Source organism: Mesorhizobium sp. M0771, assembly GCF_040320155.1.
In the GTDB taxonomy this organism is placed as follows: Bacteria; Pseudomonadota; Alphaproteobacteria; order Rhizobiales; family Rhizobiaceae; genus Mesorhizobium.
In genome coordinates this window covers 82,753-109,061 of the sequence record NZ_JAMYPC010000018.1, presented here as the reverse complement: position 1 = coordinate 109,061, position 26,309 = coordinate 82,753, and the positions used below count along the sequence as shown (strand labels likewise).

28 protein-coding genes and 1 tRNA gene are annotated in these 26,309 nt (G+C 63.1%); 17 read left to right on the top strand and 12 right to left on the bottom strand.

What is annotated here, in order from left to right:
* Positions 1-13 precede the first annotated feature (13 nt).
* Both NKI05_RS24405 and NKI05_RS24400 read left to right on the top strand, forming a co-directional pair.
* Positions 14-634: a 2,3-bisphosphoglycerate-dependent phosphoglycerate mutase gene (locus tag NKI05_RS24405; protein WP_023672068.1), complete on the top strand. Its 621-nt coding sequence runs from the start codon at positions 14-16 to the stop codon at positions 632-634.
* Between the two features lie 299 nt (positions 635-933).
* Positions 934-1,018 (top strand) — tRNA-Leu (locus NKI05_RS24400).
* A gap of 101 nt (positions 1,019-1,119) precedes the next feature.
* Here NKI05_RS24400 and NKI05_RS24395 read toward each other — a convergent pair.
* From NKI05_RS24395 to NKI05_RS24385, 3 genes are all read right to left on the bottom strand, one after another.
* Complete coding sequence (locus NKI05_RS24395; RefSeq protein ID WP_023672069.1) at positions 1,120-1,464, bottom strand: low affinity iron permease family protein; 345 nt, start codon at positions 1,462-1,464, stop codon at positions 1,120-1,122.
* Positions 1,465-1,664: 200 nt separating this feature from the next.
* Positions 1,665-1,973 carry a DUF1236 domain-containing protein gene (locus tag NKI05_RS24390; protein WP_023672071.1) on the bottom strand — a complete coding sequence of 103 codons (309 nt, stop codon included), beginning with the start codon at positions 1,971-1,973 and terminating at the stop codon, positions 1,665-1,667.
* 48 nt (positions 1,974-2,021) lie between these two features.
* Entirely contained in the window at positions 2,022-2,252 is a 231-nt protein-coding gene (locus NKI05_RS24385) for a hypothetical protein (protein WP_081727407.1), read from the bottom strand.
* Positions 2,253-2,458: 206 nt separating this feature from the next.
* On the opposite strand from NKI05_RS24385, the gene NKI05_RS24380 reads away from it, so the two are divergent.
* Positions 2,459-2,758, top strand: a complete 300-nt coding sequence (locus tag NKI05_RS24380) for a DUF1236 domain-containing protein (protein ID WP_023681215.1) — start codon at positions 2,459-2,461, stop codon at positions 2,756-2,758.
* A gap of 47 nt (positions 2,759-2,805) precedes the next feature.
* Here the strand turns inward: NKI05_RS24380 and NKI05_RS24375 are convergent, their stop codons facing one another.
* Positions 2,806-3,540, bottom strand: a complete 735-nt coding sequence (locus tag NKI05_RS24375) for a hypothetical protein (protein WP_196814851.1) — start codon at positions 3,538-3,540, stop codon at positions 2,806-2,808.
* A gap of 385 nt (positions 3,541-3,925) precedes the next feature.
* Here NKI05_RS24375 and NKI05_RS24370 point away from each other — a divergent pair, with 385 nt between their 5' ends.
* The 3 genes from NKI05_RS24370 (at position 3,926) to NKI05_RS24360 (ending at position 9,325) form a co-directional block, all read left to right on the top strand.
* The gene (locus NKI05_RS24370; protein ID WP_081726857.1) at positions 3,926-7,117 is read left to right on the top strand and encodes an amino acid permease; all 3,192 of its coding nucleotides are present in this window, start codon (positions 3,926-3,928) and stop codon (positions 7,115-7,117) included.
* Between the two features lie 235 nt (positions 7,118-7,352).
* The gene (locus tag NKI05_RS24365; RefSeq protein ID WP_023816134.1) at positions 7,353-9,020 is read left to right on the top strand and encodes an FAD-dependent oxidoreductase; all 1,668 of its coding nucleotides are present in this window, start codon (positions 7,353-7,355) and stop codon (positions 9,018-9,020) included.
* Complete coding sequence (locus NKI05_RS24360; RefSeq protein WP_023672079.1) at positions 9,020-9,325, top strand: UBP-type zinc finger domain-containing protein; 306 nt, start codon at positions 9,020-9,022, stop codon at positions 9,323-9,325. The genes NKI05_RS24365 and NKI05_RS24360 overlap by 1 nt, the downstream gene beginning before the upstream one ends.
* A gap of 29 nt (positions 9,326-9,354) precedes the next feature.
* Here the strand turns inward: NKI05_RS24360 and NKI05_RS24355 are convergent, their stop codons facing one another.
* The 6 genes from NKI05_RS24355 to NKI05_RS24330 form a co-directional block, all read right to left on the bottom strand.
* Positions 9,355-9,531 (bottom strand): hypothetical protein, encoded by a 177-nt coding sequence (locus NKI05_RS24355; protein ID WP_081725472.1) that lies wholly within the window; start codon positions 9,529-9,531, stop codon positions 9,355-9,357.
* A gap of 146 nt (positions 9,532-9,677) precedes the next feature.
* A complete protein-coding gene (locus NKI05_RS24350; protein WP_023702430.1) occupies positions 9,678-10,859 on the bottom strand; it encodes a trans-sulfuration enzyme family protein in 1,182 nt (393 codons plus the stop codon).
* Positions 10,856-12,289: a pyridoxal-phosphate dependent enzyme gene (locus NKI05_RS24345; RefSeq protein ID WP_023672082.1), complete on the bottom strand. Its 1,434-nt coding sequence runs from the start codon at positions 12,287-12,289 to the stop codon at positions 10,856-10,858. The genes NKI05_RS24350 and NKI05_RS24345 overlap by 4 nt, the downstream gene beginning before the upstream one ends.
* Before the next feature lie 227 nt (positions 12,290-12,516).
* Complete coding sequence (locus NKI05_RS24340; RefSeq protein WP_023672083.1) at positions 12,517-13,884, bottom strand: FAD/NAD(P)-binding protein; 1,368 nt, start codon at positions 13,882-13,884, stop codon at positions 12,517-12,519.
* 16 nt (positions 13,885-13,900) lie between these two features.
* On the bottom strand, positions 13,901-14,377 hold the full coding sequence (locus NKI05_RS24335; RefSeq protein WP_023672084.1) for an RrF2 family transcriptional regulator: 477 nt from the start codon (positions 14,375-14,377) through the stop codon (positions 13,901-13,903).
* A 305-nt stretch (positions 14,378-14,682) separates the two neighbouring features.
* Entirely contained in the window at positions 14,683-14,952 is a 270-nt protein-coding gene (locus tag NKI05_RS24330; protein WP_352793319.1) for a hypothetical protein, read from the bottom strand.
* A gap of 232 nt (positions 14,953-15,184) precedes the next feature.
* Here NKI05_RS24330 and tauA point away from each other — a divergent pair, with 232 nt between their 5' ends.
* The 4 genes from tauA to NKI05_RS24310 all read left to right on the top strand — a co-directional run bounded on the left by tauA (position 15,185) and on the right by NKI05_RS24310 (position 18,272).
* Entirely contained in the window at positions 15,185-16,198 is a 1,014-nt protein-coding gene (tauA, locus tag NKI05_RS24325; RefSeq protein ID WP_352793317.1) for a taurine ABC transporter substrate-binding protein, read from the top strand.
* Between the two features lie 161 nt (positions 16,199-16,359).
* A complete protein-coding gene (locus NKI05_RS24320; RefSeq protein WP_023747437.1) occupies positions 16,360-17,151 on the top strand; it encodes a taurine ABC transporter ATP-binding protein in 792 nt (263 codons plus the stop codon).
* A complete protein-coding gene (locus NKI05_RS24315) occupies positions 17,148-18,008 on the top strand; it encodes an ABC transporter permease subunit (protein WP_023816133.1) in 861 nt (286 codons plus the stop codon). Before NKI05_RS24320 ends, NKI05_RS24315 begins: the two co-directional genes overlap by 4 nt.
* 81 nt (positions 18,009-18,089) lie before the next feature.
* On the top strand, positions 18,090-18,272 hold the full coding sequence (locus tag NKI05_RS24310) for a hypothetical protein (RefSeq protein WP_023816132.1): 183 nt from the start codon (positions 18,090-18,092) through the stop codon (positions 18,270-18,272).
* A 136-nt stretch (positions 18,273-18,408) separates the two neighbouring features.
* Here NKI05_RS24310 and NKI05_RS24305 read toward each other — a convergent pair whose 3' ends face one another.
* Complete coding sequence (locus NKI05_RS24305) at positions 18,409-18,696, bottom strand: GIY-YIG nuclease family protein (RefSeq protein ID WP_023710330.1); 288 nt, start codon at positions 18,694-18,696, stop codon at positions 18,409-18,411.
* Positions 18,697-18,979: 283 nt separating this feature from the next.
* Here NKI05_RS24305 and NKI05_RS24300 point away from each other — a divergent pair, with 283 nt between their 5' ends.
* The 4 genes from NKI05_RS24300 (at position 18,980) to NKI05_RS24285 (ending at position 22,757) form a co-directional block, all read left to right on the top strand.
* Positions 18,980-19,933, top strand: a complete 954-nt coding sequence (locus tag NKI05_RS24300; protein ID WP_023686046.1) for a sulfonate ABC transporter substrate-binding protein — start codon at positions 18,980-18,982, stop codon at positions 19,931-19,933.
* Between the two features lie 70 nt (positions 19,934-20,003).
* The gene (ssuD, locus tag NKI05_RS24295) at positions 20,004-21,173 is read left to right on the top strand and encodes an FMNH2-dependent alkanesulfonate monooxygenase (RefSeq protein WP_023706946.1); all 1,170 of its coding nucleotides are present in this window, start codon (positions 20,004-20,006) and stop codon (positions 21,171-21,173) included.
* Positions 21,170-21,946, top strand: a complete 777-nt coding sequence (locus tag NKI05_RS24290) for an ABC transporter permease subunit (protein ID WP_023706945.1) — start codon at positions 21,170-21,172, stop codon at positions 21,944-21,946. The genes ssuD and NKI05_RS24290 overlap by 4 nt, the downstream gene beginning before the upstream one ends.
* 7 nt (positions 21,947-21,953) lie before the next feature.
* Positions 21,954-22,757 carry an ATP-binding cassette domain-containing protein gene (locus NKI05_RS24285; protein WP_023816131.1) on the top strand — a complete coding sequence of 268 codons (804 nt, stop codon included), beginning with the start codon at positions 21,954-21,956 and terminating at the stop codon, positions 22,755-22,757.
* A gap of 231 nt (positions 22,758-22,988) precedes the next feature.
* Here the strand turns inward: NKI05_RS24285 and NKI05_RS24280 are convergent, their stop codons facing one another.
* Positions 22,989-23,174 (bottom strand): hypothetical protein, encoded by a 186-nt coding sequence (locus NKI05_RS24280; RefSeq protein WP_023710328.1) that lies wholly within the window; start codon positions 23,172-23,174, stop codon positions 22,989-22,991.
* 310 nt (positions 23,175-23,484) lie between these two features.
* Here NKI05_RS24280 and NKI05_RS24275 point away from each other — a divergent pair, with 310 nt between their 5' ends.
* The 3 genes from NKI05_RS24275 to NKI05_RS24265 all read left to right on the top strand — a co-directional run bounded on the left by NKI05_RS24275 (position 23,485) and on the right by NKI05_RS24265 (position 26,182).
* Entirely contained in the window at positions 23,485-23,844 is a 360-nt protein-coding gene (locus tag NKI05_RS24275; protein ID WP_023672096.1) for a septal ring lytic transglycosylase RlpA family protein, read from the top strand.
* A 250-nt stretch (positions 23,845-24,094) separates the two neighbouring features.
* Positions 24,095-25,372 (top strand): polyhydroxyalkanoate depolymerase, encoded by a 1,278-nt coding sequence (locus tag NKI05_RS24270; RefSeq protein ID WP_023672097.1) that lies wholly within the window; start codon positions 24,095-24,097, stop codon positions 25,370-25,372.
* Between the two features lie 192 nt (positions 25,373-25,564).
* On the top strand, positions 25,565-26,182 hold the full coding sequence (locus NKI05_RS24265) for a transglutaminase-like cysteine peptidase (RefSeq protein ID WP_023672098.1): 618 nt from the start codon (positions 25,565-25,567) through the stop codon (positions 26,180-26,182).
* Positions 26,183-26,309: the final 127 nt, after the last annotated feature.

The window sequence follows — 26,309 nt, the reverse complement described above, 5'->3', positions numbered from 1 at the left end:
TGAAGGAGCAAACATGTCGGGAACTCTCGTGCTCGTGCGCCACGGCCAGAGCGAATGGAACCTGAAGAACCTGTTCACCGGCTGGCGCGATGTCGACCTTACCGAGCAGGGCCACAAGGAGGCCAAGGAAGCCGGCCAGAAGCTCAAGGCACGCGGCTTGAAATTCGACATTGCCTTCACCTCGGCGCTGATCCGGGCGCAGAAGACCTGCCAGCACATTCTCGACGCGGTCGGCCAGAGCGATTTGAAGACGATCCGCGACCAGGCGCTGAACGAGCGCGACTATGGCGATCTCTCCGGCCTCAACAAGGACGACGCGCGCCAGAAGTGGGGCGAGGAGCAGGTGCACATCTGGCGCCGCTCCTACGACGTGCCGCCGCCCGGCGGCGAAAGCCTGAAGGACACCGGCGCCCGCGTCTGGCCCTATTACCTGCACGACATGCAGTCGCATGTTCTGAAAGGCGGCACCGTGCTGGTCGCCGCGCATGGCAATTCGCTGCGCGCGCTGATCATGGCGCTGGACGGCAAGAGCGGCGAGGAGATCGTCAAGCTCGAGCTCGGCACCGGCGTGCCGGTGATCTACAAGCTCAACGCCGATTCCACCGTGGCGTCGAAGGACGTGCTGGAGGGGTGAGGTTTTCGGCCAGCGCATTCGCCAAGTCGGCGCTGCCCCTCATTGCCCTGCCGGGCAGTTCTCCCGGTATAGTGACGGGGAGAAAGGGCTGGCCGCAGCCTCGGCGCTCTTCTTGTGACGCAGGTGACCGGCGAAAATCATCGATGAGAGCGCCCCTCTCCCCGTCACTGTACGGGGAGAGGATGCCGGCAGGCAGGTGAGGGGCGGCGCTGACCCCCGGGAAACTAAGCCGGCAGGCAGAGGCCCTCGAAAAAGCGCGTTGACACATATCGTTTGCCCGCTTACATGAGCCCGCACCAGCCCAGATGGCGGAATTGGTAGACGCGCACGGTTCAGGTCCGTGTTCCGCAAGGAGTGGAGGTTCGAGTCCTCTTCTGGGCACCAAATTCCCGTTTCGGATAAGTCCGAAATGATTTAGACGCGAAGCAAAAAAGCCCGGTTCCCGGGCTTTTTTGCTGATGGATGACAGATTGTCCAGCGGAGGGTCAATGCGGCGGGCGAACCGCTTTCATTGCTTCTTCTTCGAGTGTCTGGAGCTTCTCCCGAATCTCCTCCGGCTCGGCATGCTCCAAGCCGACGACATCGTTTCTGGTCTCATTCAGCGAAACGATAATCTCATCAAGCTTGGCGTGAATGGCGGCCGTGTCGCGGTAACCCTGGATCAGCACAACGCCGGTGATCACGATGGCCGCTACCGACAATGCGTAGGTGACCACATTCGTCAGGCCGAATGGCACCAACGCAGTACAGAGCAGCATGGCTACAAGAAGGACATAGAAGCCCGGTGGCCGGGATAGAAAGTCGCCCATCACAAAGAGAAAGCGGTTCATATCCAGGCCGCGGTCAAAAATGCCACGAGTGCGGTGACGGCTACGCAAATTGGAATTGCCGCGAGTAAGGCAGCTTCCAGGACCCAAGTTTCCTTGTCGCTAAACATCAGACATCCTCCCGTTCAGAAAACGGCCGCCCATAGAGCCTTCACAGCGCAGCCAAAGCCCGCCGCTCCTGATCGGAGCGGCGGGCTCGCGCGTTACTCGATGATCTGCACGACCTTGCGCGTGTCGGGATCGACGAGAACCGCGTGATCTCCGACAACCGTATACTTGTAGCGGACATCCGGAACGTCGATTGCGTGGAGCTCGACAGTGTCGGGAAGTGCCGTGCCGACGTTGAGTTCGACGCCGAGCAAACTGACTGAGGCCAGCTTCTGCTTATGGATATATTCGCGAACGACCGTCTGTTGTTCGGGCTTGAGAACAATAACATCCTCGGCAAACGAGGTGCCGATGCCCGCCATAAGGACGAGGGCGCCGGCGGCGCTGACGAAATACCTGGTCATGGGAATTTCCTTTTCATAGGTCAGTTTGAAGGCGTGGATACGAGCAGATCAGCCGCCACTCGCAGGGGCTGGGGCAGGTGCCGCAGGCTTTGCAGGTGCAGCCGGAGCTTCCACCTTTGGCGCTTCAACCTTGACGTTGATATCCTTGCCGCCGTCGCCGCGGAAATTGATGACGCCGGTAAAAATAAGCAACACTACGACCGCAATAAGTGCAAGAACAACAGCAATCGCAGTGCCGCCGCCACCCCCAGAATTAACAACAGTTGGGCCGTCTGCCATGTGTTCCTCTCCTGTTTTATTTAGTTGCATTTGGGAAACGCCTGCCCCGCTTGAACGTTCCGCCTCGGGACTTGGGTCTTAGCTGATATCCGACTTTGGTCTGGTTCGCCGCGGACTGAAGTCACAGGAACAATCTGGCTGATCTCAAGTTCGGTCCCTCGGCGAACAGGCGTGGTGCCGTCGCCGGATTACGCGAGGAGAAAACCATGAAAATCCACTTTGCAAGTGCCGCTGCAGGCTTGTTGCTTTTGGCTGGGGTCGGCGCCGCCGCAGCTCAGGATGTCGTCATCACACCGGAGCAGGATACGGTCGTCCGCGAATACGTGAAAAAGCAGCCGCTGGCTTCGGTGAAGATCCCGGGCGTGGAGCTGAACGTCGGCAGTGCCTTGCCTGATACGGTCGAGCTGCACGAAGTTCCCAACGTCAAATACCGCTACGTCGTGGTCGACAACCGCACCGTCCTGGTCGATCCCAGCACCCGGAAAATTGTGAAGGTCTACGACTGATCGAATAGCTGCCGCCCGCCGCCGGCCATGGCGGCGGGCAGCGGATTTCACATTGCGCTCCAGGATGATCGAAGATGATCGATGACGTCGAGACATCGCCAGCCCTTGATACCCGCTTGGGTTCTCTCAGGGCGAGAATGCGCGATGCGCGCATAACAGAGGCCGACATGAAGACCTTTCAGAAAGTCGCATCCATCATGGTTGGCGGCAGTGGCCGCATCAGTGGCGATGACCTGATTGCAGCGTCGTTCGTCCTCGAGGACCAGCCGGAAGGCTTGTGAGGCGGAGTACTCACGTGTGCAGGCTCCCGCAACGCTGATCCCAAGTGTTCTGGTGCTGAACACATTCCTGCTACGGGCCGGCGTCGAAGGCGTGCCCGCTGGCGAGGTCGCGTCGTGCTCAAGCATCGTCCAGAACACCATGTCGCCGCATGTGACGATACTCGGCCATGCTAGCCGATGCGGGCGCCATAGAAAATCACCGCGGCCGGCAGAACCGGGCAGGCCGGTCCAGAGCGTCGCCACGCCTATGGTCAGAAATGTCACCGAGGCCAGTTTGGTGCAGATCGGATGATGGTAGCGAGCGATCGCCATATCGACCGTACGGGCGCCGGCCTGGGAAGGACCCACCAGCGCGCCGAGGCCGACCGCCGCGCCCAGCGTGGTCGGCGCGCTGTTTGCCCTGCAACGCAGGGCTATGGGCGTGCTCGCACAAGTTAGCTCCAGCTTGAGGCACGGCGTGAAGTCTCGGTCTTTGCCCGCGATGGCGAGGTACGAAGTCAAAAGCGGTCAATGTGATTAGCGATCTACAGTCGATTTCAGCCGCCTTCGGATGATAGCGCCGCAATCACGAGATTTGTCGATAATAATCGATATTAGGCTGTATTCGCGACTATTCGATCGCTCTTCCATAGTGGGCGATAGATAAAATTGGAAATGACATCCCAGATCTGAGGAGATCAAGGCCTTGGGGCCGGCATCAGCATGATTGAACCGCAGCCACCGCAAGTTGACAGTGATCATCAGGCGGATCTGGTTTGGTAGGAAGTCTTAATATGTCTCGCCTAAGGTCCAACTTTGACTTGGGAGCGTGACGTTCGACAGACATATCTCCGCAGGTTACATTTCCCAGTCAGACAGCGCTCCGCACTCGAATGGATGTCTCTGAATGCCGGGCCTCACGCCTTCACGACCGCACCCGAGAACCTTGGGATGGATGGGCACGACAGCGCTCGCCATGGGTGGCAGCAATCAAAGCCTGTTTCTGATTGCCGCCCTTTTTGTCGGCCAGGGGAATATTCCCGGGCAAGGAAGCGCCGCGGTTCCTTTGCTCGTTGTTGGTCTGCTTCTAAGCTGGGCCGCCGCACCGGCGTGGACCGAATTGGTTCTCATGTGGCCAAACCGCGTCGGCGGTATCTCCGCAGCGTGCGCCGAAGCCTTCCGACCTTACAGTCCCGTTCTCTCGGCTCTGACGGGCACCTGCTATTGGTGGGGTTGGGTGCCGACCTGCGGACTGACAGCGGTTCTTTCAGCGTCTGCAATCCAGCAATGGTACCTGCCGGGCCTCCCCGTGGAGGCGGTCGCCTGCGGGCTTATCGCATTCTTTACGGCGGTCAACCTGTGTGGAATCAAGTGGGTGGTCCAACTGGCGATCCCGATCGCCACGGCCTCCGCGACGCTTGCGTTTCTCTCATCCCTCGTCCCGGTCATCAGTGGCTCGGTCGACTGGCGGCAGGCGACGGATTTTGCCCTGACCAGCCCGTTTACCGGCCTGTTCGGCGACATCACGTCGGTGATGGCGGGACTGTACCTGATCGGGTTTGCCGCACCGGCATTTGAGGCTGCAGCCTGCCATGTTGGCGAAACCATCGATCCCAACCGCAACATTCCTCTGGCGATGTGGGCCAGCGCCGCAATGGCCGGCGTCTATTTCCTGGTCCTGCCGGTTGTCTGGCTGGGTGTGCTCGGGCCGGAGCCGCTCGGCACCGACCTCGCCATAGCTCTTGGGCCTACCTTTGCGCCCTTGTTGGGGAGTTTCGGCAAGGCGGCCGCCATCTGGCTCATCATGCTGAACATGTTCCATGGAACGTTGCAGCCATTGGCAGGCGCCGCGCGGACCCTTGCGCAGCTGAGCGAAGACGGCCTGCTGCCGAGCTTCCTGGCCAGGCGCACCTCAACAGATTGTCCCTGGGCGGCAACGCTGCTCACAGCTGCCGCGGCAATCGGCTTCATGCTGTGCGGGTATCCGCTCTGGATGATCGCCGCGGCCAATTTTACGTACCTGATCAGCATCTGCATGCCAAACATCGCAGTCTGGCTCTTGCGCCGTGACAGTCCCGAAGCCGAGCGACCCTTCCGGGCTCCCAGGGGAACGATCATCCTTGGCGTAGGCGCGGCTGCAATATGGCTGTTGACCGCCATACTGGGATTTCAGCAATTTGGCCTTCCTACCGTCCTGTTCGGTCTGGCTTTGGCATATTCGGGTGCTGCGCTCTACGCCTGGCGCACGATGGAGGATCGATACGCACTCGGTCTACCCTTGCTGCCACATACGCTTCACCTGAAGCTTACCGGAGCCATGCTTTTTGTGCTCGTGCTTGACGGTGCCGGCTATTTCCTGGCGATCGGCAGCGTTCCCCAAGGCGACACTTCATTGGTCGCCGCGCTGGAGGACATTTTTGTCGTTGTCGCGCTGCTGACCATCAGCGTTGGCCTGATCTTGCCGGGAATGATCACCCATTCGGCGACCGAGGTGAGCAACGCGGCAAAGCGTCTGACATCCGGAACGCTGAAGGATTTCTCTCTCGCCATGGTCGCCCTGGGGCGGGGAGACCTCGCTGCGGCGCATGCCTCCGTGAACATCATGCCGGTTACGGTAAACTCTCGTGACGAACTTGGAGAGATGGCCGAAAGCTTCAACCTGCTCCAGGACAAGGTGAGGGAAGCCGCCCACGGCCTGGACGACGCGCGCGAGAACATGAACGTAGCGCGCACCGAACTGATGGCACGGCACGAGGAAATCGCGCATCTCGCGCACCACGATCCGCTTACCGGCCTGGCGAACCGAGCCGCGCTTGCAGCACACCTGGCCACGACGCTCGAGCGCGCAAAAGCAACGCACGCCAGCTTTGCCGTCTTCAGCATCGACCTTGACCATTTTAAAGAGGCGAACGACGTTTTCGGGCACGCCGCCGGCGACGATCTGCTTTGCACCATTTCCCGGCGTCTCCAAACCGCGGCGCCTGAGGCCTTTATCGCGCGCATGGGTGGCGACGAATTCACGGTTGTCCTGGCCATGGATGACCGGTCCGCGAGTGCCAAGGACGTTGCGGACCGTCTGTTCGAATCGGCGGCAGGCAAATTCGAAATCCGGGGCCAGCACATTTCGATCGGGGTGAGCATCGGGGCGGCGATCTATCCGAAAGACGGAGAGAATGCAGCGGCGCTGATGGCAAATGCCGACGCAGCGCTCTACCGGGCCAAGGCGGACGGTCGTCGAATGGTGCAATTCTTCGATCCTGAGATGGATAAGCGGCTAAGAGAGCGCTACGCCTTGCAGCGAGATTTGCGCTCTGCGGTCGCCCATGGCGAACTTGTGCTTCATTATCAGCCGCAAGCCAGGATGGACGGCGAAATCTTCGGTTTCGAGGCACTCGCCCGATGGCACCATCCAAAGCATGGGCTCATCTCCCCAAACGCGTTTGTCTCGCTTGCCGAACAGGATGGCACGATCGTTGAGATAGGTGAATGGACGCTCAGGCAGGCGTGCAGAGACGCGGCCTCCTGGCCCTCACCGCTGCAGATCGCCGTCAACCTCTCTCCCGTGCAATTCCGTTTCGGGGACCTGGTAGGCCTCGTTCATTCTATCCTCTACGAGACCGGCCTTGCTCCGGGGCGGCTGGAACTGGAAATCACGGAAGGGGTTCTCATCCGCGACCGGGCAACTGCCTTGTCGGTTTTGCGGAGGTTGAAGGCGTTGGGCGTCAGGGTCTCGATGGATGATTTTGGCACGGGGTATGCCTCGCTGTCCTCGTTGCAGGCGTTTCCATTCGACAAGATCAAGATCGATCGCAGTTTTGTTTCGGGTGTCGGTTCGAATGTCCAATCGGCGGCCATCGTGCGCACGATACTCAGCCTGGGGAATGCGCTGGCCTTGCCTGTCATCGCGGAGGGTGTCGAAACAGAGGACGAGCGTGCCTTCCTGATGAAGGAAGGATGTCCCGAAATCCAAGGATATCTGGTGGGGCGCCCGCATCCGATAGCGCTCTACAAAGATGTGACGAATGGGATTTCGCCAGGATCTGCCTTCGGGGAGCCCAAGGATACTACCGCACCTCAGGCGCTTGGCGTAACGCGATAGCCCGGCGCCGACCGTCGGCGCGCTGCTCTTGCAGCATACTGGTGAGCGAGGACTGCTGGCGGTACTGCTCGGGCTCGCCCTTATAAAGGTCGCACTTGTCGGCGCACTGTTTGCCTTGGAGCGCGGGGCCATGTGAGGCATCCGCACGAGTTGGTGCGGGAACCAACCTGCCCTCCCGGCCAGGCGCTTAACAAACCACTTCAAACCCGGCCGTCTCGGCGCTACGCTCGCACCTATGGCCCCACCCACCCAGCCGATCACCGTCACCCGCCGCGACCAGATGTTTCCCATCCTGGGCGACGCCGATATCGAGCGCATGCGCCGGTTCGGCGAGGCGAGTTCCTATGCCGCCGGCGAGCATATCGTCACCGCCGGCACCGTAGCGCCGGGGCTGATCGTCATCCTGTCGGGCACGGTCGATATCACCCAGGATGTCAGGCCTGGCCGGCGCGAGACCATCGTCACTCATGGTCCCGGCAATTTCATCGGCGAGCTGGCGCAGCTTTCCAGCCGGCCGTCGCTGGTCAATGCGGAGGCGGCCGAGCCGGTCGAGGCCTTCGTCATCCCCTCGCAGCGGCTGCGCGACCTGATGGTGCAGGAGGCAAGCCTTGGCGAGCGGATCATGCGGGCGCTGATCCTGCGCCGCGTCGGGCTTCTGGAAAGCGGCTCGAGCGGGCCGGTCGTCATCGGCCCGGCCGGCAATGGCGACACGCTGCGGCTGCAGGGATTTCTGCGCCGCAGCGGCCAGCCGCACCGCGCGCTCGATTCCGACAGCGACCCGTGCGCCAAGACGCTGATTGAGCATTTTCATGTTGACCCGCACCATCTGCCGATCGTGCTCTGCCCCAACGGCAAGCTGATGCACAATCCCGGCGAAACCGAACTTGCCCGCTGCATCGGCCTGCTGCGGCCGATCGATCCCGACATGGTCTATGACGTCGCCATTGTCGGCGCCGGACCGGCGGGGCTGGCGGCCGCGGTCTATGCGGCATCCGAAGGGCTGTCGACCATCGTGCTCGATTGCCGCGCCTTCGGCGGCCAGGCCGGCGCCTCCGCGCGCATAGAGAACTATCTGGGTTTCCCCACCGGCATTTCCGGCATGGCGCTGATGGCGCGCGCCTACAACCAGGCGCAGAAATTCGGCGTCGAAATAGTCATCCCCGACGAGGCCAAGCTGCTCGGTGCAGCAGGCGAGGGCTACACGCTTACCGTCGGCGACGGTGAAAGCCTGCGCGCACGCACGGTGGTGATCGCCAGCGGCGCGCGCTACCGCCGCCTCGACGTCGCCAAGCTGGCCGAGTTCGAGGGCACGTCGGTGCATTACTGGGCCTCGCCGATCGAGGCGCGGCTATGCACAGGGCAAGAAGTGGCGCTGGTCGGCGCCGGCAATTCGGCGGGGCAGGCGGCGGTCTATCTCGCCAGCCAGGTCCGCAAGGTGACGATGCTGGCGCGCCGCGGCGGCCTCAGGGAAACCATGTCGCGCTATCTGGTCGAGCGTATCGAGGCGCAACCCAACATCGAGGTGCTTGGCGAGACCGAGATCGAGGCGCTGGAAGGCGAAGGCGGCAATCTCACCCAGTTGCGCTGGCGCAACCCCGGCGGCGTCGAGACGCGGCCGATCCAACATCTCTTCCTGTTCATCGGCGCCGACCCCAACACCGATTGGCTGGCTGGGTGCGATATCGCGCTCGACGCCAGGGGTTTCGTGCGCACCGGCGCCGACATAGGGGCGGGCCAGATGGAGACCAGCCGCAGCGGCGTGTTCGCCATCGGCGACGTGCGCGCAGGCTCGGTCAAGCGGGTCGCCGCCGCCGTCGGCGAAGGCGCCCAGGTGGTGGCTGCCTTGCACGCCTATCTCGCGCGACCCAACGCAGCAGCGCCCGAACTGGACAGGAGAGCATAATGGATGAATGCAAACACACGCGCGACATTAAGACGGTGACGCCGAGCGCGCTCGGTTGCGAGGAGTGCCTGAAGAGCGGCTCCATGTGGGTGCATCTCAGGCTGTGCCGCACCTGCGGCCATGTCGGCTGCTGCGACGACTCGCCCAACCGCCACGCCACCAAGCATTTCCACGCCACAAAGCACCCGATCATCGAAGGCTACGACCCGCCGGAAGGCTGGGCATGGTGCTTTGTCGACGAGGCGTTCATCGACCTGGAAGGCGACGTGACGCCTCAGAACGGCCCGATCCCGAAGTTTTTCTGAGGCGGCCGACTGTCGGCCGACCGCTGCGCCTATTTCACCGAGCCAGTAACCGTGCGGTCTATGGCATTGGGATTGTGGTCGTTGCCGGCAAGTGCGGCAATGATCAGAAGACTGGCGACGACCGGGACGAACAGGATGGCCACGCGGGCCTGCACATAAAAAATGGCGCGCCATTCGCTGCGCTTTTCCGGGTTGTTGTCCATCATACTCACTCTCGCCATGCCTCCCCAGGCGGGACATAGCGGCGAAGGGTTAAGCAAAGGCTGCTGAATGTGTTAACGCGCGGCGGATTGGGATTTAATCTCGACGGTCAGCGCCGCCCCTCATTGTCATCGGTACGCATCTGGTACGCCTACCCCCGCAGCGCCTGGTCCAGGTCGGCGATCAGATCATCGCCATCCTCTATCCCCGACGACAACCGCACCAGCGAATCCGAAATGCCGATTTCCGCGCGCTTTTCCGCCGGGATCGAGCCGTGCGTCATCAGCGCCGGGTGTTCGATCAGGCTTTCGACGCCGCCGAGGCTTTCAGCCAGCGTGAACAATTGCGTCCGTTCGAGGAAGCGTTTGGTGCCGGCGAGGTCGCGGTCGAGGTCGACCGAGATCATGCCGCCGAAGGCATGCATCTGTTGGACGGCGATGGCGTGCTGCGGATGGCTGGCCAGGCCGGGATAGACGACGCGGCGCACATCTTTTCGCGCCTCCAGCCACTGCGCAATCTTCAGGCCGTTCGTGGAATGCCGCTCCATCCTGAGCGCCAGTGTCTTGATGCCGCGCAGCGCGAGAAAACTGTCGAAGGGACCGGAGATGGCGCCGATGGCGTTCTGCAGGAATTTCAGCTGGGCGGCGAGATCCTTGTTGTCGCCGACGATGGCGACGCCGCCGACCATGTCGGAATGGCCGTTGAGATATTTTGTCGTCGAATGGACGACGATGTCGATGCCGAGTTCAAGCGGCCGCTGGATGTAGGGGCTGCAGAACGTGTTGTCGGCGACCGTCAAAACCCCTTTGCGCCTGGCGAGTGCCGCAACGCCTTCGAGGTCGACGATGCGCAGCAGCGGATTGGTGGGCGTTTCGACCCAGAGCAGTTTCGTCTCCGGACGGATAGCGGCTTCGACAGCGGCGAGGTCGGTAAAATCGACGAAGGAGACCTGCAGATTGGCCGAGCGCTTGCGCACCCGCTCCATCAGCCGGAACGAGCCGCCATAGATGTCGTCGGTTGCAACGATATGGGCGCCGCTGTCGAGCAGCTCGAGCACGGTCGAGATCGCCGCCAGGCCGGACGCGAATGCAAAGGCGGCCGAGCCGCTTTCGAGATCGGCCACCGCGCGCTCGAAGGCGAAGCGGGTCGGGTTCTGGCTGCGGGCGTACTCAAACCCCTTGTGCACGCCGGGCGACTGCTGGCCATAGGTCGAGGTCGCGTAGATCGGCACCATCACCGCGCCGGTCAGCGGGTCATGGCTCTGGCCGCCATGGATGGTGCGCGTGGAAAAAGCCAGGCGGTTCTTGCCCGATGGGGGTGTTTCAGCAGTCATCGTGCGCGCCTTAAATGGTTGATCAGGTCGATACGGGTTATCAGGCCGACGAACTCGTCGCCATCGAAGATGATGGCGACCTCGTTGCGGTCGAACACCGGCAGCAGCGCATCCAGCGTCTGGCTGGCCTGCAGCGTGTGCAGATTGGAGGTCATGGCGGTGCACACCGGAGCGTTGAAGCGGTCCCAGCGGCCGTCATAGGGGCCGTCGACCTTGGCCAATATATCGCCCTCATCGATAATGCCGACCAGCTTGCCGTTGTCCAGCACCGGCAGCTGCGAGACATCGGAGCGGCGCATGCGGCCATAGGCGTTGAGCAGGCTTTCGTCGGGGCCGACATAGACGGTGTCGCCGGTGCGGTGCGAGCGCACGACAAGGTCGCGCAGATCGCCATGCTGTTCCTGTTCGGCCAGCCCCTGCTCGGCCAGCCAGAAATCGTCGAACACCTTGGACAGGTATTTGTTGCCGCTGTCGCAGACGAAGGTGACGACGCGTTTTGCTGTCGTCTGCTCGCGGCAATAGCGAAGCGCGGCCGACAGCAGCGTGCCGGAAGACGAGCCGGCGAGAATGCCTTCCTTCGAAAGCAGGTCCCGCACGGCCAGCATGCTCTGCTTGTCTGGGATGGAATAGGCTTTCCTGACCAGCGACAGATCGGCATTGGGCGGCACAAAATCCTCGCCGATGCCTTCGACGGTCCAGCTGCCGGCCTCTTCCATCTTGCCGGTCTTGATCAGCGGCGCCAGCACCGATCCGACGGGATCGGCCAGCACCATTTCGGTCTTCGGCGATGTTCTGGCGAAGTAGCGGCCAAGCCCGGTCAGCGTACCGCCGGAGCCGACGCCGACGACCACGGCGTCGAGGTCGCCATCGAGCTGGGCAAGGATTTCCGGTCCGGTGGTGGTCTCATGCGCCTCGGGGTTGGCCGGGTTGGCGAACTGGTTGGCGTAGAAGGCGCCGGGCGTTTCCGATGCGATCTTCTCGGCCATGTCCTGGTAATATTCGGCATGGCCCTTGCCGACATCGGAGCGCGTCATGCGCACTTCGGCGCCGAGCGCGCGCAGATGCTGGATCTTTTCGCGCGACATCTTGTCGGGCACGACGAGGATGATGCGGTAGCCCTTGGGGATGCCGACCTGGGCGAGGCCGAGGCCGGTATTCCCGGCGGTCGCCTCGACGATGGTGCCGCCGCGCTTGAGCTTGCCTTCCTTCTCGGCCGCGGAAATCATAGACAGCGCAATGCGGTCCTTGATCGAGCCGCCTGGATTCTGGCTTTCGAGCTTGATGAACAGCCGGCACTTGCCGGTGTCGAATTTGGTCAGTTCGACCACCGGCGTCTGGCCGATGAGGTCGAGCACCGAGGCGTAGGGCGGACGCAGGCGGGATAACGCGCCGTCCGAACTGCCTGGCGCAGCCTTTCCGTGCTCGCTCATATCGATGTGCTCCCTTGAACAAGCGACCGCCTCGGGGGCAGAGCGGCAGCGTAGCTTCTTTTCCGGCCGTTTGCAGTCGGAAAGAAGGTAGATCGTGCCAATCAACCGGCGAGAGGGGGAATGGAATTCCAGTTTTAGGCCGGCTTTGGACTCAAGCCCAACACCCTCCGTAGCGATCCTTCCCACCCCCCTCTGAGGGGCGTGCTATCCCACCGACGTCAACAGCTTTACCCCAGCAGCTGCTTGCTCAGCCGCGCACACTGGACTCGGATATCGGGGATGGCGTCGATCTCGAAGAAGGTGCCGCGGGTCAGCGGCCCGACGGCGAGGATCTTGGCCGATGCGGTGCCGTCGCCGGCGATGATTTCGCATTTGGCTGTGACATCGAGACCAAGCCGCAGCGGGTCGGGCCGCGCCAGGCCGCGGTCGACCAGCGAGCGCACGACGCTGTTCGACGTCGTCGAGATATCGCGGGCGATGCCGGTGCAATCATAGATGCGGGCGACCTGCAGCGTTTCCAGCGCCTTTGTGTGGCGGGACTGGATGCCGACGGTGAATCCATCGCCGGCCTCGATGCCGACGACACGGCCGGCGACCGGGCGGATGCGGCCGGTGCGCACCGCCTCGGTGACGCGGGCATGCACCTCGGGCGCCAGCCGATGGCGATGGATGTCCCACCAGGCCTTGGTGTGCTCGACGAAGCGGCGCTTGGCCGAGGACGGCCAGTTCTGCCAGATCTTCTGGTTGAAGGGTCGCAGCCCATCGACGACGTCGCGCCAGTCGATGCCGGCCTTCTGGTTTTCTCGGATCAGGTCGCGGAACCAGCCGACGAAATAGGAGAGCTGCGTGCCGAGCGGAATGTCGGCGACGTCGAGCTTGATCGGGTTGCCCTTGCGGTGCGGCGACGGCAGCAGGCCGCGCCGCGACACGGCGACGATCTCGCCGCGATGGCCGCGCTGCTCGAGCGACAGGAAGGCATCGACCATGCTGAGCCCGGTGCCCAGCACCAGCACGCGGGCTTCAGGATCGAGCGCTGTGTCGGCCTCGGTGCCCATGCGGATGGCATGACCTTGGCCGGCGCCGGGCTGCTCGTCGTGGCCGGTGGCAAGCACCGCCAGATGCGCGACGACGCTGGTGCCGTTGGCCAGCACCACTTCGACACCGGACGATGTCGGCGAGATCGACAGGCTTTCCTCGCGAATCAGCCTGAGACGGCCGGTTTCCTTTTCGCGCGCTTCGAGTTCGTCGAGCACTTCCTTGAGGTAGCGGGCATAGACGCTGCGCGGTGCATAGAAGGGTGTCTGCGGCGTCTGTTCCTGGCTTATCAGGCCGCGCCCCTGCAACCAGCGCCAGAAATTCAGGGGATCGTCGGCATAGGCGCTCATCCCCGCGGCGCTGACATTCAGCACGTGCGCCGATAAGAGCGTCGAATAGGCGATGCCCTGGCCGAAATGCGGACGCTTTTCGATCAGCGTGACGCGAAGGTCCGGGTTGGGCGACTTCAGCAGATGCGCGGCAAGCACGACGCCGCTGGCGCCGCCGCCGACGATGATGATCGAGCTGCGGATGATCGAATTGGCGCGCGCGACGCTCATGCGAGCACGCTCAGGATCAGGCGGGGACCTTTTGCGCCGGCGCAAGCTCGTCGATGTCCCTCGCGACCGGAAGGTCGTCGAGGACGATGTCGCGCATCTCGGCCAGCGTGCGCTGGTCGAGCACCTCGGCGATCGCCTGCCGGACCTCGAGCATCAGATGTCGGACTTGGCATGTCGCCTCATTGCAGTCTTCACAGCGCTGATACTGGGTGCGGCTGGCGCAGGGGATGGGCGCCAGCGGTCCGTCGAGGACGCGCACGACATGGCCGACCTTGATCTCGTCGGCCGGGCGCGCCAGGCGATAGCCGCCATCCTTGCCCTTGCGGCTCTGGACGAAACCGGCATTGCGCAATTCGCCCAGAATGGCGTCGAGGAATTTCTTCGGGATGTTGTTGCCGCTGGCGATGTCGCCGACGAAGGCGAGCTGTCCCACCGGCAGATGCGCCAGATGGACCAGCGCCTTGAGGCCGTACTTGCCTTTTTTGGTGAGCATAGACCGAATGTTTCTCTGTCAGGCGATGGCCCAAACCATCGGTTGCGAAACGCCTGACGTGCCTCCCCGCCGCGTGCAAGCTGCTTCGACACATAAATTCTACTGACATGATATACAAGCCGAGAAACCTTGATTTTGCTTCGTTTTCACGCCGCAGGGGCCACTTTAGCAAGGCTTTGTGCCGTTACGGTCAGAGCCAGCCGCGAGCGATTGCGGCGATGAACGGCGGCTCCTGCTCCCAATGTCGATAAGATTACTATACTTACCCTCGAACACGCGGAACGTGTTTTCAAATCAACCGTCTTTTACAGCATGGATTTGCGCCATTTGGGGCTTTGCCGGGAATTTTGGGTCGCAGCCCGCGGATCGGCGAACATGACTCCCGACAACTCGGGCGCCGCCCTGCGCCCGATATCAGGACCTGCCTTGCCGCTCTGAGACCGGGCGGCCTTGGCGGCCACCGGCACGCCGCTTGACCGCAGCATCCAGCGGTGGCCGTCGCTGCGGAAGTCGGTGAGGCTCAACGGCTCGACATCGATCCTGCGGCAGGCCGCAAGCGGCGCGCCGAGCACCAAATCAGGCCTCTTCCGTAGCGAGGGTTGGCAGGACCACCAACTCTTCAGCACCTTTGGGGCGCCGTTTGCGTTTGTGCACGGTCCGACACGGGCCGGTCACCGCGCCCGCATCAGCCGTTGGTTTTTTTCTAACAAGTGCTTTTTCCTTGGAACGATTTAACTCTACAAGAATGATAGAATTAGCTGACTATGAACAGGCATCCGGTTTTTCTCATTTTTCATGGAGCCTTTCATGTCCAGCATTTCGCGACGCATTGTCCTCCTGTCGTCGGCAGCTTTGGCGGGTGCGGCCTTCCTCGGCCCGACCCAGGCGCAGGACCTCAACATCACCATTGGCTACCAAACGGTGGTCGAACCTTCGAAAGTAGCACAGGCCGACGGCGCCTATGAAAAGGCGACCAAGGCAACGATCGACTGGCGTAAGTTCGATTCCGGTGCCGATGTCATCGCCGCCGTCGCATCCGGTTCGGTCGATATCGGCTATGTCGGCTCGAGTCCGCTGGCCGCGGCCGCCAGCCGCGAACTGCCGATCCAGACCATCTTTGTCGTCGGCCTGATCGGCCAGTCCGAGGCGCTGGTCGCCCGCAATGGATCCGGCATCGAGAAGATCGCCGACCTCGCCGGCAAGAAGGTGGCGGTGCCGTTCGTGTCGACCACGCATTACAGCCTGCTTGCCGCGCTGAAGCACGAAAACGTCGACCCGAAGTCGGTCGAAATCCTTAATCTCAGGCCACCGGAAATAGCCGCCGCCTTCGCTCGCGGCGACATAGACGCGGCCTATGTCTGGGATCCGGCGCTCGGCCAGATCAAGACGACAGGCAAGGTGGTGCTGGATTCCTCGCAGGTTGCCGCCTGGGGCGCGCCGACCTTCGACGCCTGGATCGTGCGCACCGACTTCGCCGAAAAGAACCCGGACGCCGTGCGCGATTTCGTCAAGGTGACCGGCGAATCCTATGCCCAGTTCCTGGCCAAGCCCGAGGCATGGTCGGTTTCGTCGCCGGAAGCGGCCAAGATCGCCAAGATCACCGGTGCCAAACTGGAAGAGGTGCCGCAGCTCCTCAAGGGTTACGTCTTCCCGACATTGGAAGAGCAGGCTTCCGACAAATTCCTCGGCGGCGGCACGGTCAAGGCGATCGAGGCAGCTTCGGCCTTCCTCAAGGAGCAGGGCAAGATCGACGCCGTGCTGCCCGACTATTCGAAATACGTGTCGTCGAAATACGTGACCGAGGCTCTGGCCTCGAACTGATCTTCAGTTTTACGCAATTCCGGACGGAAAACCGCTTTACACTTTTCCTGGAATTGCCCTGAACACGCGCGGTTTCTTCTTCCCTGACGCCGCGTGCTGCCTGTCCCGGATCCGCTTAACGAGGGCCGGGGCAGGCTGATTTTCTTCCGGAGCCCCTTTTCATGCCGCATCTCGTACTCGACCCGCATCTCGTACTCGACAAGGTCTCGGTTCACTATGACGGCCAGGCAGCGCCGGCGGTCGACCGGGTTTCCATCGATGTCGCCAAGGGCGATTTCGTCGTGCTGGTCGGCCGCTCCGGCTGCGGCAAGACTTCGCTGCTCAATGTCGCCGCCGGCCTGGTCGAGCCCGCGCGCGGGGTCGCCACGATCGGCGGCCGGCCGATCACCGGCCCAGGCTCCGACCGGGCGGTCGTGTTCCAGAACGATGCGCTGTTTCCCTGGCTGACGGCCCGTGAAAACGTCGCCTTTGCGCTCAGGCTGCGCGGCGTGCCGCAAGCCGAGCGGGCGCGCCGCGCCGACCAGTTGCTGGCGCTGGTCAAGCTTAACGGCGTCGGCGACAAACGCATCTGGGAATTGTCCGGCGGCATGCGCCAGCGCGTCGGCCTCGCCCGAGCGCTCGCGGCCGAGCCTGAATTCCTGCTGCTCGACGAACCGCTCGGCGCACTCGATGCGCTGACGCGCGAGCGCATGCAGACGACGCTGCTCGACCTGTGGACCGCAAGCCGGGTCGGCGTGCTGATGGTCACGCACGGCATCGAGGAGGCGCTGGTGCTGGCCACAAGCATCGTCGTTTTGGCGCCCGGACCGGGCCGCGTGGTGCGGACATTCGAGACCAGTTTCAGCCGGCGCTATGCCGCAGGCGAGCCGATCCGCGCCATCAAGACCGATCCGGCCTTTGCCGCGGCGCGCGGCGAGCTGACCGATGCGATCTTCGAAGGAGAGGCGGCATGAGCGTCACCTCCTACAGCGAGCGGCCGGCCGCCGGGACCGGCGAGGCCGATGCCATTTCGGTGCCGTGGTCGCGGCCGGTGCGGAAGCGGCGCGGGGTTTCCTCGCGGGCGATCAGCGCCGTCACCATCGTGGCCGCGCTGGCGGCATGGGCGCTGTCTGCGCGCCTGCAACTGGTGTCGCCGGTGTTCCTGCCGTCGCCCGCCGCCGTGTGGACCAAGTTCATCGTGGTGATCAAGGACGGCTTCGTCGACGCGACTTTGCTCCAGCATATCGTCGCCAGCCTCGGCCGCGTGTTCGCGGCGCTGCTCGCGGCCATCGTCATCGGCGTTCCGGTTGGGCTGGCTATCGGCATTTCGACGGTCGGGCGCGGCATCTTCGATCCCTTGCTCGAATTTTTGCGGCCGATCCCGCCGCTCGCCTATCTGCCGCTGGTCATCATCTGGTTCGGTATCGGCGAACCGTCAAAGATCCTGGTGATTGCCATTGCCATGCTGGCGCCGGTGGCGCTGTCGACGGCCTCGGGCGTGCGCGGTGTCTCAAAGGAGCGCATCGATGCGGCCCGTTCGCTTGGTGCGACGCAGCGCCAAGTGGTGCGCCATGTCATCCTGCCCAGCGCGCTGCCGTCGATCCTCACCGGCCTGCGCATCGCGCTCGGCGCCGGCTGGTCGACGCTGGTTGCAGCCGAGCTGGTGGCGGCAACGCGCGGCCTCGGCTTCATGATCCAGTCGGCCGCCCAGTTCCTGGTCACCGATGTCGTGGTGATGGGAATAGTGGTGATCGCGACAATAGCCTTCGTGCTGGAATTCATCATCCGCCGGATCGAGCGTCAGCTGGTTCCGTGGGCGGGAAAGGAATGACAACAAGTTTCTGCCGGTTTGACCGGCTGCTTCCCTTCGCAGCACGGCGACCGCCGACCCCGGAACAGAAGGAGTGATGTCATGACCCAGTCCACCGCGGTGCTGTTCGCCCATCTCGGCAGCTGGCTGCTCGCCTGGCGGGAGAACTCGTCGTCACAGCCGCAACCGAAATCGCCGGCCCCGGTGCAACTCGACGCCGAACGCGACCGCCTGCCGCCACGCGACGAGGGATTTTACTGGGCCTGGCAGTATTGGTCGCAGTGAGGTGATGGTGATTAGCGCCAGCCTTCGCGATTTCGTCATCCTAGGGCGAAGCAAGGAGCGAAGCGACGCGGCGCAGACCCTAGGATCCATGCCGAGACGCTGATGCTACGCTCCAGGGGAGCAACAAACCGGGCGCCTACCACCCGGTTCCGCGAAACAGCTCAAACCACTCCGGATTGGCCTTCTCTATCAGTTCGATCTTCCACTGTCTCGGCCATCGCTTCAGCGACTTCTCGCGTTGAATGGCATCGGTGATGTCGAAGAATTCCTCATACCAGACCAGCCGTTGAACACCGTAGCGGCTGGTGAAGCCTGCGCCCTGGCCGGATTTGTGTTCAGGCATGCGGCGGGCGAGATCGTTGGTGACGCCGATGTAGATCGTGCCGCGTTTTTGGCTTGCAGTCATGTAGACGTAGCCGGTCATGGTTTCAGGGTATCGAGCCTCGGTTCGCGCACAAGCGACATTCTGATCCGTTCCACTCTACGGCAAACGTCACGGCATGGATCCTAGGGTCTGCGCCGCGTCGCTTCGCTCCTTGCTTCGCCCTAGGATGACGAGCGCTGGGTTCTGAAGAAAATATTTCCACGTCAAGCAGCCAACTCGCAAAATCGTTTCTCTACTAAATTTATAGACCTACCTAGCCTTGTCTCTCATCCACGGCAGGGAGCCCTTCCCGGCGCCGGTTCGCAGCGAAGGAAGAGGGATCATGTTCAGCCTGACCAGACGCGTTTTCGGCCTTGGCCTTTTGGCGGCGGGCATTGCTGCCTCGCTCAGTGCCTCGGCGCAGGAGTTGAAGCAGCTAAACATCGGCTATCAGAAGACCGGCCTGCCGGTCATCGCCCGGCAGCAGCAGGTGATCGAGAAGGCGCTGAGCGACAAGGGCGTCGCGGTGAAATGGGTCGAATTCACCGCCGGCCCGCCGCTGGTCGAGGCGCTCAATGTCGGCGCCATCGATGTCGGCTGGACCGGCGACGCACCGCCAATCTTCGGCCAGTCGGCCGGCGCCAACATCGTCTATGCGGCGGCACTGCCGGCCAATGGCGACGGCGAAGCGATCTTCGTCAAGCCGGCATCGCCGATCCAGTCGCTCGCCGACCTCAAGGGAAAGCGCATCGGCGTCGGCAAAGGCACCAGCGCGCACAATCTGCTGGTCGCGGCACTCGAAAAAGCAAACATCCCCTTCGACCAGATCACCCCGGTCTATCTCAGCCCGGCCGATGCTGCGGCGGCTTTCGCCAGCGACCAGATCGATGCCTGGGCGGTCTGGGATCCGTTCTACGCCATCGCCGAGACACGCTACCAGCCGCGCGTGCTGGCGCGCTCCAGCGAGGTGCTGAAGGTGAACACCTATTTCCTCGCCAACAAGGATTTCGCCAAGGCGCATCCGGAGACGATCACCACGACGATAGCGGCGCTCGGCGTGGCGGCGAAATGGGCGGACCAGAATCGCGACAAGGTCGCCGCCGCCCTGCATGAGGTGACCGGCGTGCCGCTCGACGCGCAGACCATCGCCGCCAATCGCACCAAATTCGGCATCTTCCCGATCACCGACGAGATCATCGCCGGCCAGCAGGCGACCGCCGATCGCTTCTACAAGCTCAAACTGATCCCGAATGCGGTGCGCATCTCCGACGCCGTGTGGACCGCACCGGGCAATTGAACTTTCACGTGCGGCGCCGGGCGGAAAACGCCCGGCGCCTTTTTGCCGTTTCCGCTTCAGGGATTTCGCCATGACCGCTCCAGCCAATCCGCAAGCCAGCCCGCTCGATTTCTTCTGGTTCATTCCAACGCATGGCGACGGCTCCTATCTCGGCTCCGAACAGCAGCAGCGGCCGCCGGAGTTCGCTTACTTCAAGGAGATCGCACAGGCCGTCGACCGGCTCGGCTTTCCCGGCGTGCTTTTGCCGACCGGGCAGAATTGCGAGGATTCCTGGATCACCGCCTCCGGCCTTGCAGCGCTGACGGAAAAGCTAAAATTCCTGGTGGCGCTACGGCCCGGCGTGACGTTGCCGACCTTCGCGGCGCGCCAGACGGCGGCGCTCGACCGGCTGAGCAATGGCCGCCTGCTGCTCAATGTCGTGGTCGGCGGCAACCCGACCGAGCTTGCCGGCGATGGCGTGTTCCTGCCGCATGATGAGCGCTATGCGCAAGCGCAAGAGTTCCTGACCATCTGGCGCGCGCTGGTGTCGGGCGAGAGCGTCAACTTCAACGGCAAATATTACCGCGTCGACAATGGCCGCCTTGACCTTCTGCCGCAACAGGAGCGGCCGCCGCTCTATTTCGGCGGCTCGTCCGATGCCGGCCAGGAGCTCGCCGCCGATCTCGTCGACATGTACCTGACCTGGGGCGAGCCGCCCGCGCAGGTGGCGGAAAAACTCAGCGCGGCGCGCAAAAAGGCTGAACGGCGCGGCCGCAAACTGCGTTTCGGCATCAGGCTTCATTTCATCGTGCGCGAGACCGAGGAAGAGGCCTGGCGCGCCGCCGACCGGCTGATCAGCCACGTCACCGATGCCCAGATCGAAAATGCCCAGGCCCGCTTCACCAGGGAGATGGACTCTGTGGGACAGCGGCGCATGGCCGAACTGCATGGCGGCCGCCGCGACAGGCTGGTGGTTTCGCCCAATCTGTGGGCCGGCGTCGGCCTGGTGCGCGGCGGCGCCGGCACAGCTTTGGTCGGCTCGCCCGAGCAGATCGTCGAGCGCATCCGCGAGTATCAGGCGATCGGCATCGACACCATCATCGGCTCCGGCTACCCGCATCTCGAGGAAGCCTACCGCGTCGCCGAGCTTCTGTTCCCGCGTCTCGGCCTGGGCACCAGGCGGGCACGGGCGCATGAGAACATCGCCAATGAATTCGCCGTCGGCTTCCACGGCGCCAACCGCCTTCAGGCGTCGTCATGAGCCTGGCTCAACGGGTCAAACAGAACGGCATCGGCTGGCTGCTGCCGGCGTTGGTCATAATTGGCTGGGAAGCCGCCAGCCGCGCCGGCGTGATGCCCGCCAATGTGCTGCCGGCGCCGAGCGCGGTGGCCGAGGCCTTCTGGCGGCTGACGCTGTCGGGCGAGCTGATACAGAACATCGGCGTCAGCACGCTGCGCGCGCTGGCCGGCTTTGCCATCGGCGGCTCGATCGGCTTTGCACTCGGCCTTGCCAACGGGCTGTCGGCGCTCAGCCGCGGCCTGACCGACACGACGCTACAGATGATCCGCAACATCCCGCATCTGGCGCTGATCCCGCTGGTCATCCTGTGGTTCGGCATCGACGAGGAAGCAAAACTGTTCCTGGTGGCGCTCGGCGTGTTCTTCCCGATCTACGTCAACACGCTGCTCGGCATCCAGAGCGTCGACCCGCATCTGGTCGAGATGGGCCGGGTCTACGGCATGGACCGCCGCGCGTTGTTTTTTCAGGTGATCCTGCCCGGCGCGCTGCCGGCGATCTTCGTCGGCCTGCGCTATGCGCTGGGCATCATGTGGCTGACGCTGATCGTTGCCGAAACCATCTCGGCCAGTTCCGGCCTCGGCTACATGGCCATGCAGGCACGCGAATTCCTGCTGATCGATGTGGTCGTGCTGTCGATCCTGATCTATGCGCTGCTCGGCAAGCTTGCCGACAGCTTCGCCCGCCTGCTCGAGCGGCTGTCGCTCGGCTGGCATCCCGCCTTCCAGAACGCCTGAGGGTTCGATGCCAACCGCCAGCCTGACCGCCATCCGTTCCTTCGTCGCCGCGCCGGAACCGTCACGGCCGGAGGAGGCCGTCGAAAGGCAGCGCGCCTTTGCCTTCAAGGGCGTGGAAAAGCGCTTTGGCGACAAGGTCGTGCTCGACGGCATCGATCTCGATGTGCCCGTCGGACAGTTTGTGGCCGTCATCGGCAAGAGCGGCTGCGGCAAGAGTACGCTGTTGCGGCTGCTGGCCGGGCTCGATCGGCCAACCGCTGGATCCCTTACATTCGGGCCGGAGGCGAAGGCCGGCGCCGGGGAAGAGAGCCGCTTCATGTTCCAGGAGCCGCGGCTGTTGCCCTGGGCCAGCGTGGTGAAAAACGTCGAGGTCGGGCTGACCGGGCTTGCCACCGGTGCGGAAGCCAGGCGGCGCGCGCTCGCCATCCTGGGTGAAGTCGGCCTCGCCGACCGCGCCGACGAATGGCCCTCGGTGCTGTCGGGCGGCCAGAAGCAGCGCGTGGCGCTGGCGCGCGCCCTGATCGGCCAGCCTCGGATCCTGGCGCTCGACGAGCCGCTCGGCGCGCTCGATGCGCTGACCCGCATCGAAATGCAGCAGCTTCTGGAACGCATCTGGCTGGAGCAAAAATTCACCGCGGTGCTGGTCACGCATGACGTCGCCGAGGCGGTTGCGCTCGCCGACCGGGTGGCGGTGATCGAGGACGGCCGCATCGCGCTCGATCTCGACGTGTCGGTGGCGCGGCCGCGCCGGCGCGGTTCGGTCGAGCTTGCCAGGCTGGAGGGCAGGATTCTGGATCAGCTGTTCGGGTAGTGCTGTCGCGGGCAGGGCATTCTATCCGAACCGGATAGATAGGTAACAGAATGGACCGGCAATATGGGGTGGCTGTTTTCTTGCTCGCCGGGTTGGCCCTGTTTGCGACTGCGGGTTTGACCAGCGCCTTCCCCACTCCGCCTTTCCTCTCCCCCGTCGATCGGGGAGAGGTGTCGAGCGAAGCTCGACGGAGTGGGGGTCGATCTGTGTGGGTCGATTTTTCGTCGCAACTCACCCCCGCGAACGGCTCGCCCATACCAGCCCGGCGAAACCGACCAGCATGGTCACGATGCCGATATAGAGCCATTGCGACTGGCCGGTCATGAAACTGCCGCCGACCACGCCAATGCCCTGCAGCGACCACAGCGCGCCAATGGCGAGCACGATCAGCGCCAGCAGATATCTGAACAGTCTCATCGCCAAGATTCCTTTCCGAAGTCGATCGTCAACTGCGCCATGACCGTGATGACAGAGCGAAAGGACGGCGCCCAATCGCGCTCTCTTCTACTTGTACTATAACGTCGTGCCTTGCTCACGGAATCTGTGAAACAGCTCGCAGTACCGCCGGCGATACGGCCGCGCCACACGAAAGATGCCTGACAAACTGTTTCCCAGCGACTCCAAACGTGTGCCGGTGCCACGGAACTGCCCGATGCTTGCCGCATTTCCTGCCTTATTCGACACTTAACGGCTGGGGTCTGTCGAAAACGGAGCCAATCCCCCCAACATGAAGAAAACAAACCAGACCGCGCTTGTCGCGGTAACGATCGCGGCTGGCCTAATGGTCGGTGCATCCGCCTCCTCCGCCGCCGGCCAGTGCGGCCGCGCCTCCTGGTACGCACTGCATTCCAGGACCGCCAATGGCGAACGCATGAACCCGTCGGCGCTGACCGCCGCGCACCGCAGCCTGCCTTTCGGCACCAAGTTGAAAGTGACCAACCAGAATAATGGCCGCAGCGTCATCGTGCGCATCAACGACCGCGGCCCGTTCATCAAAGGGCGCGTGCTCGATCTGTCCAAGGGCGCCGCCGGCCAACTCGGCTTCATCGGCTCCGGCCATACCTCGGTGTGCATGGCGCGCGTCTAGATCTGTCCAAGTCCGGCCCGATCGGCCGGACGCATCCTGCCCCGTTGTCCAACAGCCTTGCATTTTGCAGTGCACATTGAGCGGCTCCAGCCGCCCAACGCGGTTTCTCAAGGCCTTGGACGAAAGATTGGCATATGTCACGCCACGTGACGTATTGCATCGCAGCAATATCTTGTTAACCTCCGCGCGAGACATTCAAGGCTCGGCGCTGTCCGTCGTCCCTTCGGTCACGGCAGCTGCGGAGTACCTGATGTTCTACCAGCTCTACGAAATGAACCATGCCGCCCTGCAGCCCGCGCGGCTTTATGCCGATGCAGTGCGGCTGTTCTACACCAACCCGCTCAATCCGTTTTCGCATACGCCGTGGGGCCGCTCGGTCGCCGCCACGGCCGAACTGTTCGAGCGCACGACGCGCCGCTACAGCAAGCCGCATTTCGGCCTGAGCAAGACCGTGGTCGACTGGAAAAGCGTCGAGGTCAGCGAAAAGACCGTGTGGTCGCGGCCGTTCTGCAATCTCACCCGCTTCGAGCGGTCGGTGCCCGCCGGTCGCAAGGCCGACCCCAAGCTTCTCATTGTGGCGCCGATGTCGGGCCATTATGCGACGCTGCTGCGCGGCACGGTCGAGGCGATGCTGCCCTATGCCGACGTGCACATCACCGACTGGGTCGATGCCCGCATGGTGCCGGTGACCGACGGCCATTTCGACCTCGACGATTATATCGACTACATCATCGACATGCTGCATGCGCTGGGGCCGGACACCCATGTGATGGCGGTGTGCCAGCCTTCGGTGCCGGTGCTGGCGGCGGTAGCGCTGATGGAAAAGCGCGGCGATCCCTTCGTGCCCTCGACCATGACCTTGATGGGCGGGCCGATCGACACCCGCCGCAATCCGACCGCGGTCAATCTGCTGGCCAAGGAAAAGGGCATCGACTGGTTCCGCGACAACGTCATCATGCACGCGCCCTGGCCGGTGCCGGGCTTCGGCCGCGAAGTCTATCCGGGCTTCCTGCAGCTGTCGGGCTTCATGAGCATGAACCTCGACCGCCACATCACCGCCCACAAGGACTTCTTCATGCATCTGGTCAAGCATGACGGCGACAATGCCGAGAAGCACCGCGATTTCTACGACGAATATCTGGCGGTGATGGACCTGACGGCGGAATTCTATCTGCAGACCGTCGACACGGTGTTCGTGCGCCATGCGCTGCCCAAGGGCGAGATGACGCATCGCGGCGAGGTGGTCGACACCAAGGCGATCCGCAATGTCGCGCTGTTCACGGTCGAAGGCGAGAACGACGACATTTCCGGTCTCGGCCAGACCCAGGCCGCCCACGATCTCTGCCCCAACATCCCGGCTGACCGGCATGCGCATTACATGCAGCCGGCCGTCGGCCACTACGGCGTCTTCAACGGGTCGCGATTCCGCTCGGAAATCGTGCCGCGCATCGTCGATTTCATCACCAGCTACGGCCGCCAGAACCGGGTTGCGGTGAAACCAAGGCTGGTCCGCTCCGCCAAAAGCTGAGGCTCGATCCGGCTGCAGCGTGCATTGCCCACAAAAGCGGGGCGATTTTGCGCGCCACAGGCGTTCTGTTGCACAATAGACGCTGTTGGGCGGGCGCGGGTAACCATGCCGAAGAATCTGGCTCCCCTTATAATTGACACGGAGTGTAAATCCCCTTTAACCTTTCGTTAAGAACAAGGGCGAACGGGGACAATGACTTCCTCACCGATGGCACGGACGCTGCGCTTGTGGGCGGCAGCAGGGCTGGCGATCTCTGCGTGCTGGGCAGTGCCGGCACTTGCAGGCGGCGCCATGGCGACGGGCGGCATGACCTCGCAGCCGATCGGCCACTATGATTTCTGTAAAACCCAGCCCGGCGAATGCTCGATCCGGCCGAGCAACCTCAACCCCGCCGCGATGACCGACGCCTTCATGCGCAAGCTGATCAACGTGACGTCAAGGGTCAACGCCGCCGTCAAGCCGATGAGCGACTACGACATCTATGGCAAGGACGAGGTCTGGGCCTATCCCGACAAGGGCGTCGGCGATTGCGAAGACTATGTGCTGGAAAAGCGCCGCCAGCTCTCGCGCTCTGGCGTGTCGCTGGCCGATCTCTTGATCACCGTCGTGCGCAAGCCGGACGGCGAAGGCCATGCCGTGCTGACCGTGCGCACCGACAAGGGCGACTACGTCCTCGACAATCTGACCGACAAGGTGAAGATCTGGGACGCCACCGGCTATCGCTTCCTCAAGCGGCAGGCCATCGACAACACCGGCCGCTGGGTCTCGATCCGCGGCGGCCAGCAGGTACTGGTCGGCGCGGTTCAGTAAATAAGGACGATGCATGTGAGCGCGTCGCTGCGAACAGCTTCGTCGGAAGCCCGCGGCTAATAACTTTCACGAGATAACCGCAAGTCGGCGCTGCCCCTCATTGCCCTGCCGGGCATTTCTCCCCGTA

Bases quoted from the DNA above. Each gene is read 5' to 3' on its own strand.
- NKI05_RS24405 (WP_023672068.1), top strand. From the start codon at position 14: ATGTCGGGAACTCTCGTGCTCGTGCGCCACGGCCAGAGCGAATGGAAC.
- NKI05_RS24395 (WP_023672069.1), bottom strand. From the start codon at position 1,464: ATGAACCGCTTTCTCTTTGTGATGGGCGACTTTCTATCCCGGCCACCG.
- NKI05_RS24390 (WP_023672071.1), bottom strand. From the start codon at position 1,973: ATGACCAGGTATTTCGTCAGCGCCGCCGGCGCCCTCGTCCTTATGGCG.
- NKI05_RS24385 (WP_081727407.1), bottom strand. From the start codon at position 2,252: ATGGCAGACGGCCCAACTGTTGTTAATTCTGGGGGTGGCGGCGGCACT.
- NKI05_RS24380 (WP_023681215.1), top strand. From the start codon at position 2,459: ATGAAAATCCACTTTGCAAGTGCCGCTGCAGGCTTGTTGCTTTTGGCT.
- NKI05_RS24370 (WP_081726857.1), top strand. From the start codon at position 3,926: ATGCCGGGCCTCACGCCTTCACGACCGCACCCGAGAACCTTGGGATGG.
- NKI05_RS24365 (WP_023816134.1), top strand. From the start codon at position 7,353: ATGGCCCCACCCACCCAGCCGATCACCGTCACCCGCCGCGACCAGATG.
- NKI05_RS24360 (WP_023672079.1), top strand. From the start codon at position 9,020: ATGGATGAATGCAAACACACGCGCGACATTAAGACGGTGACGCCGAGC.
- NKI05_RS24355 (WP_081725472.1), bottom strand. From the start codon at position 9,531: ATGATGGACAACAACCCGGAAAAGCGCAGCGAATGGCGCGCCATTTTT.
- NKI05_RS24350 (WP_023702430.1), bottom strand. From the start codon at position 10,859: ATGACTGCTGAAACACCCCCATCGGGCAAGAACCGCCTGGCTTTTTCC.
- NKI05_RS24345 (WP_023672082.1), bottom strand. From the start codon at position 12,289: ATGAGCGAGCACGGAAAGGCTGCGCCAGGCAGTTCGGACGGCGCGTTA.
- NKI05_RS24340 (WP_023672083.1), bottom strand. From the start codon at position 13,884: ATGAGCGTCGCGCGCGCCAATTCGATCATCCGCAGCTCGATCATCATC.
- NKI05_RS24335 (WP_023672084.1), bottom strand. From the start codon at position 14,377: ATGCTCACCAAAAAAGGCAAGTACGGCCTCAAGGCGCTGGTCCATCTG.
- tauA (WP_352793317.1), top strand. From the start codon at position 15,185: ATGTCCAGCATTTCGCGACGCATTGTCCTCCTGTCGTCGGCAGCTTTG.
- NKI05_RS24320 (WP_023747437.1), top strand. From the start codon at position 16,360: ATGCCGCATCTCGTACTCGACCCGCATCTCGTACTCGACAAGGTCTCG.
- NKI05_RS24315 (WP_023816133.1), top strand. From the start codon at position 17,148: ATGAGCGTCACCTCCTACAGCGAGCGGCCGGCCGCCGGGACCGGCGAG.
- NKI05_RS24310 (WP_023816132.1), top strand. From the start codon at position 18,090: ATGACCCAGTCCACCGCGGTGCTGTTCGCCCATCTCGGCAGCTGGCTG.
- NKI05_RS24305 (WP_023710330.1), bottom strand. From the start codon at position 18,696: ATGACCGGCTACGTCTACATGACTGCAAGCCAAAAACGCGGCACGATC.
- NKI05_RS24300 (WP_023686046.1), top strand. From the start codon at position 18,980: ATGTTCAGCCTGACCAGACGCGTTTTCGGCCTTGGCCTTTTGGCGGCG.
- ssuD (WP_023706946.1), top strand. From the start codon at position 20,004: ATGACCGCTCCAGCCAATCCGCAAGCCAGCCCGCTCGATTTCTTCTGG.
- NKI05_RS24290 (WP_023706945.1), top strand. From the start codon at position 21,170: ATGAGCCTGGCTCAACGGGTCAAACAGAACGGCATCGGCTGGCTGCTG.
- NKI05_RS24285 (WP_023816131.1), top strand. From the start codon at position 21,954: ATGCCAACCGCCAGCCTGACCGCCATCCGTTCCTTCGTCGCCGCGCCG.
- NKI05_RS24280 (WP_023710328.1), bottom strand. From the start codon at position 23,174: ATGAGACTGTTCAGATATCTGCTGGCGCTGATCGTGCTCGCCATTGGC.
- NKI05_RS24275 (WP_023672096.1), top strand. From the start codon at position 23,485: ATGAAGAAAACAAACCAGACCGCGCTTGTCGCGGTAACGATCGCGGCT.
- NKI05_RS24270 (WP_023672097.1), top strand. From the start codon at position 24,095: ATGTTCTACCAGCTCTACGAAATGAACCATGCCGCCCTGCAGCCCGCG.
- NKI05_RS24265 (WP_023672098.1), top strand. From the start codon at position 25,565: ATGACTTCCTCACCGATGGCACGGACGCTGCGCTTGTGGGCGGCAGCA.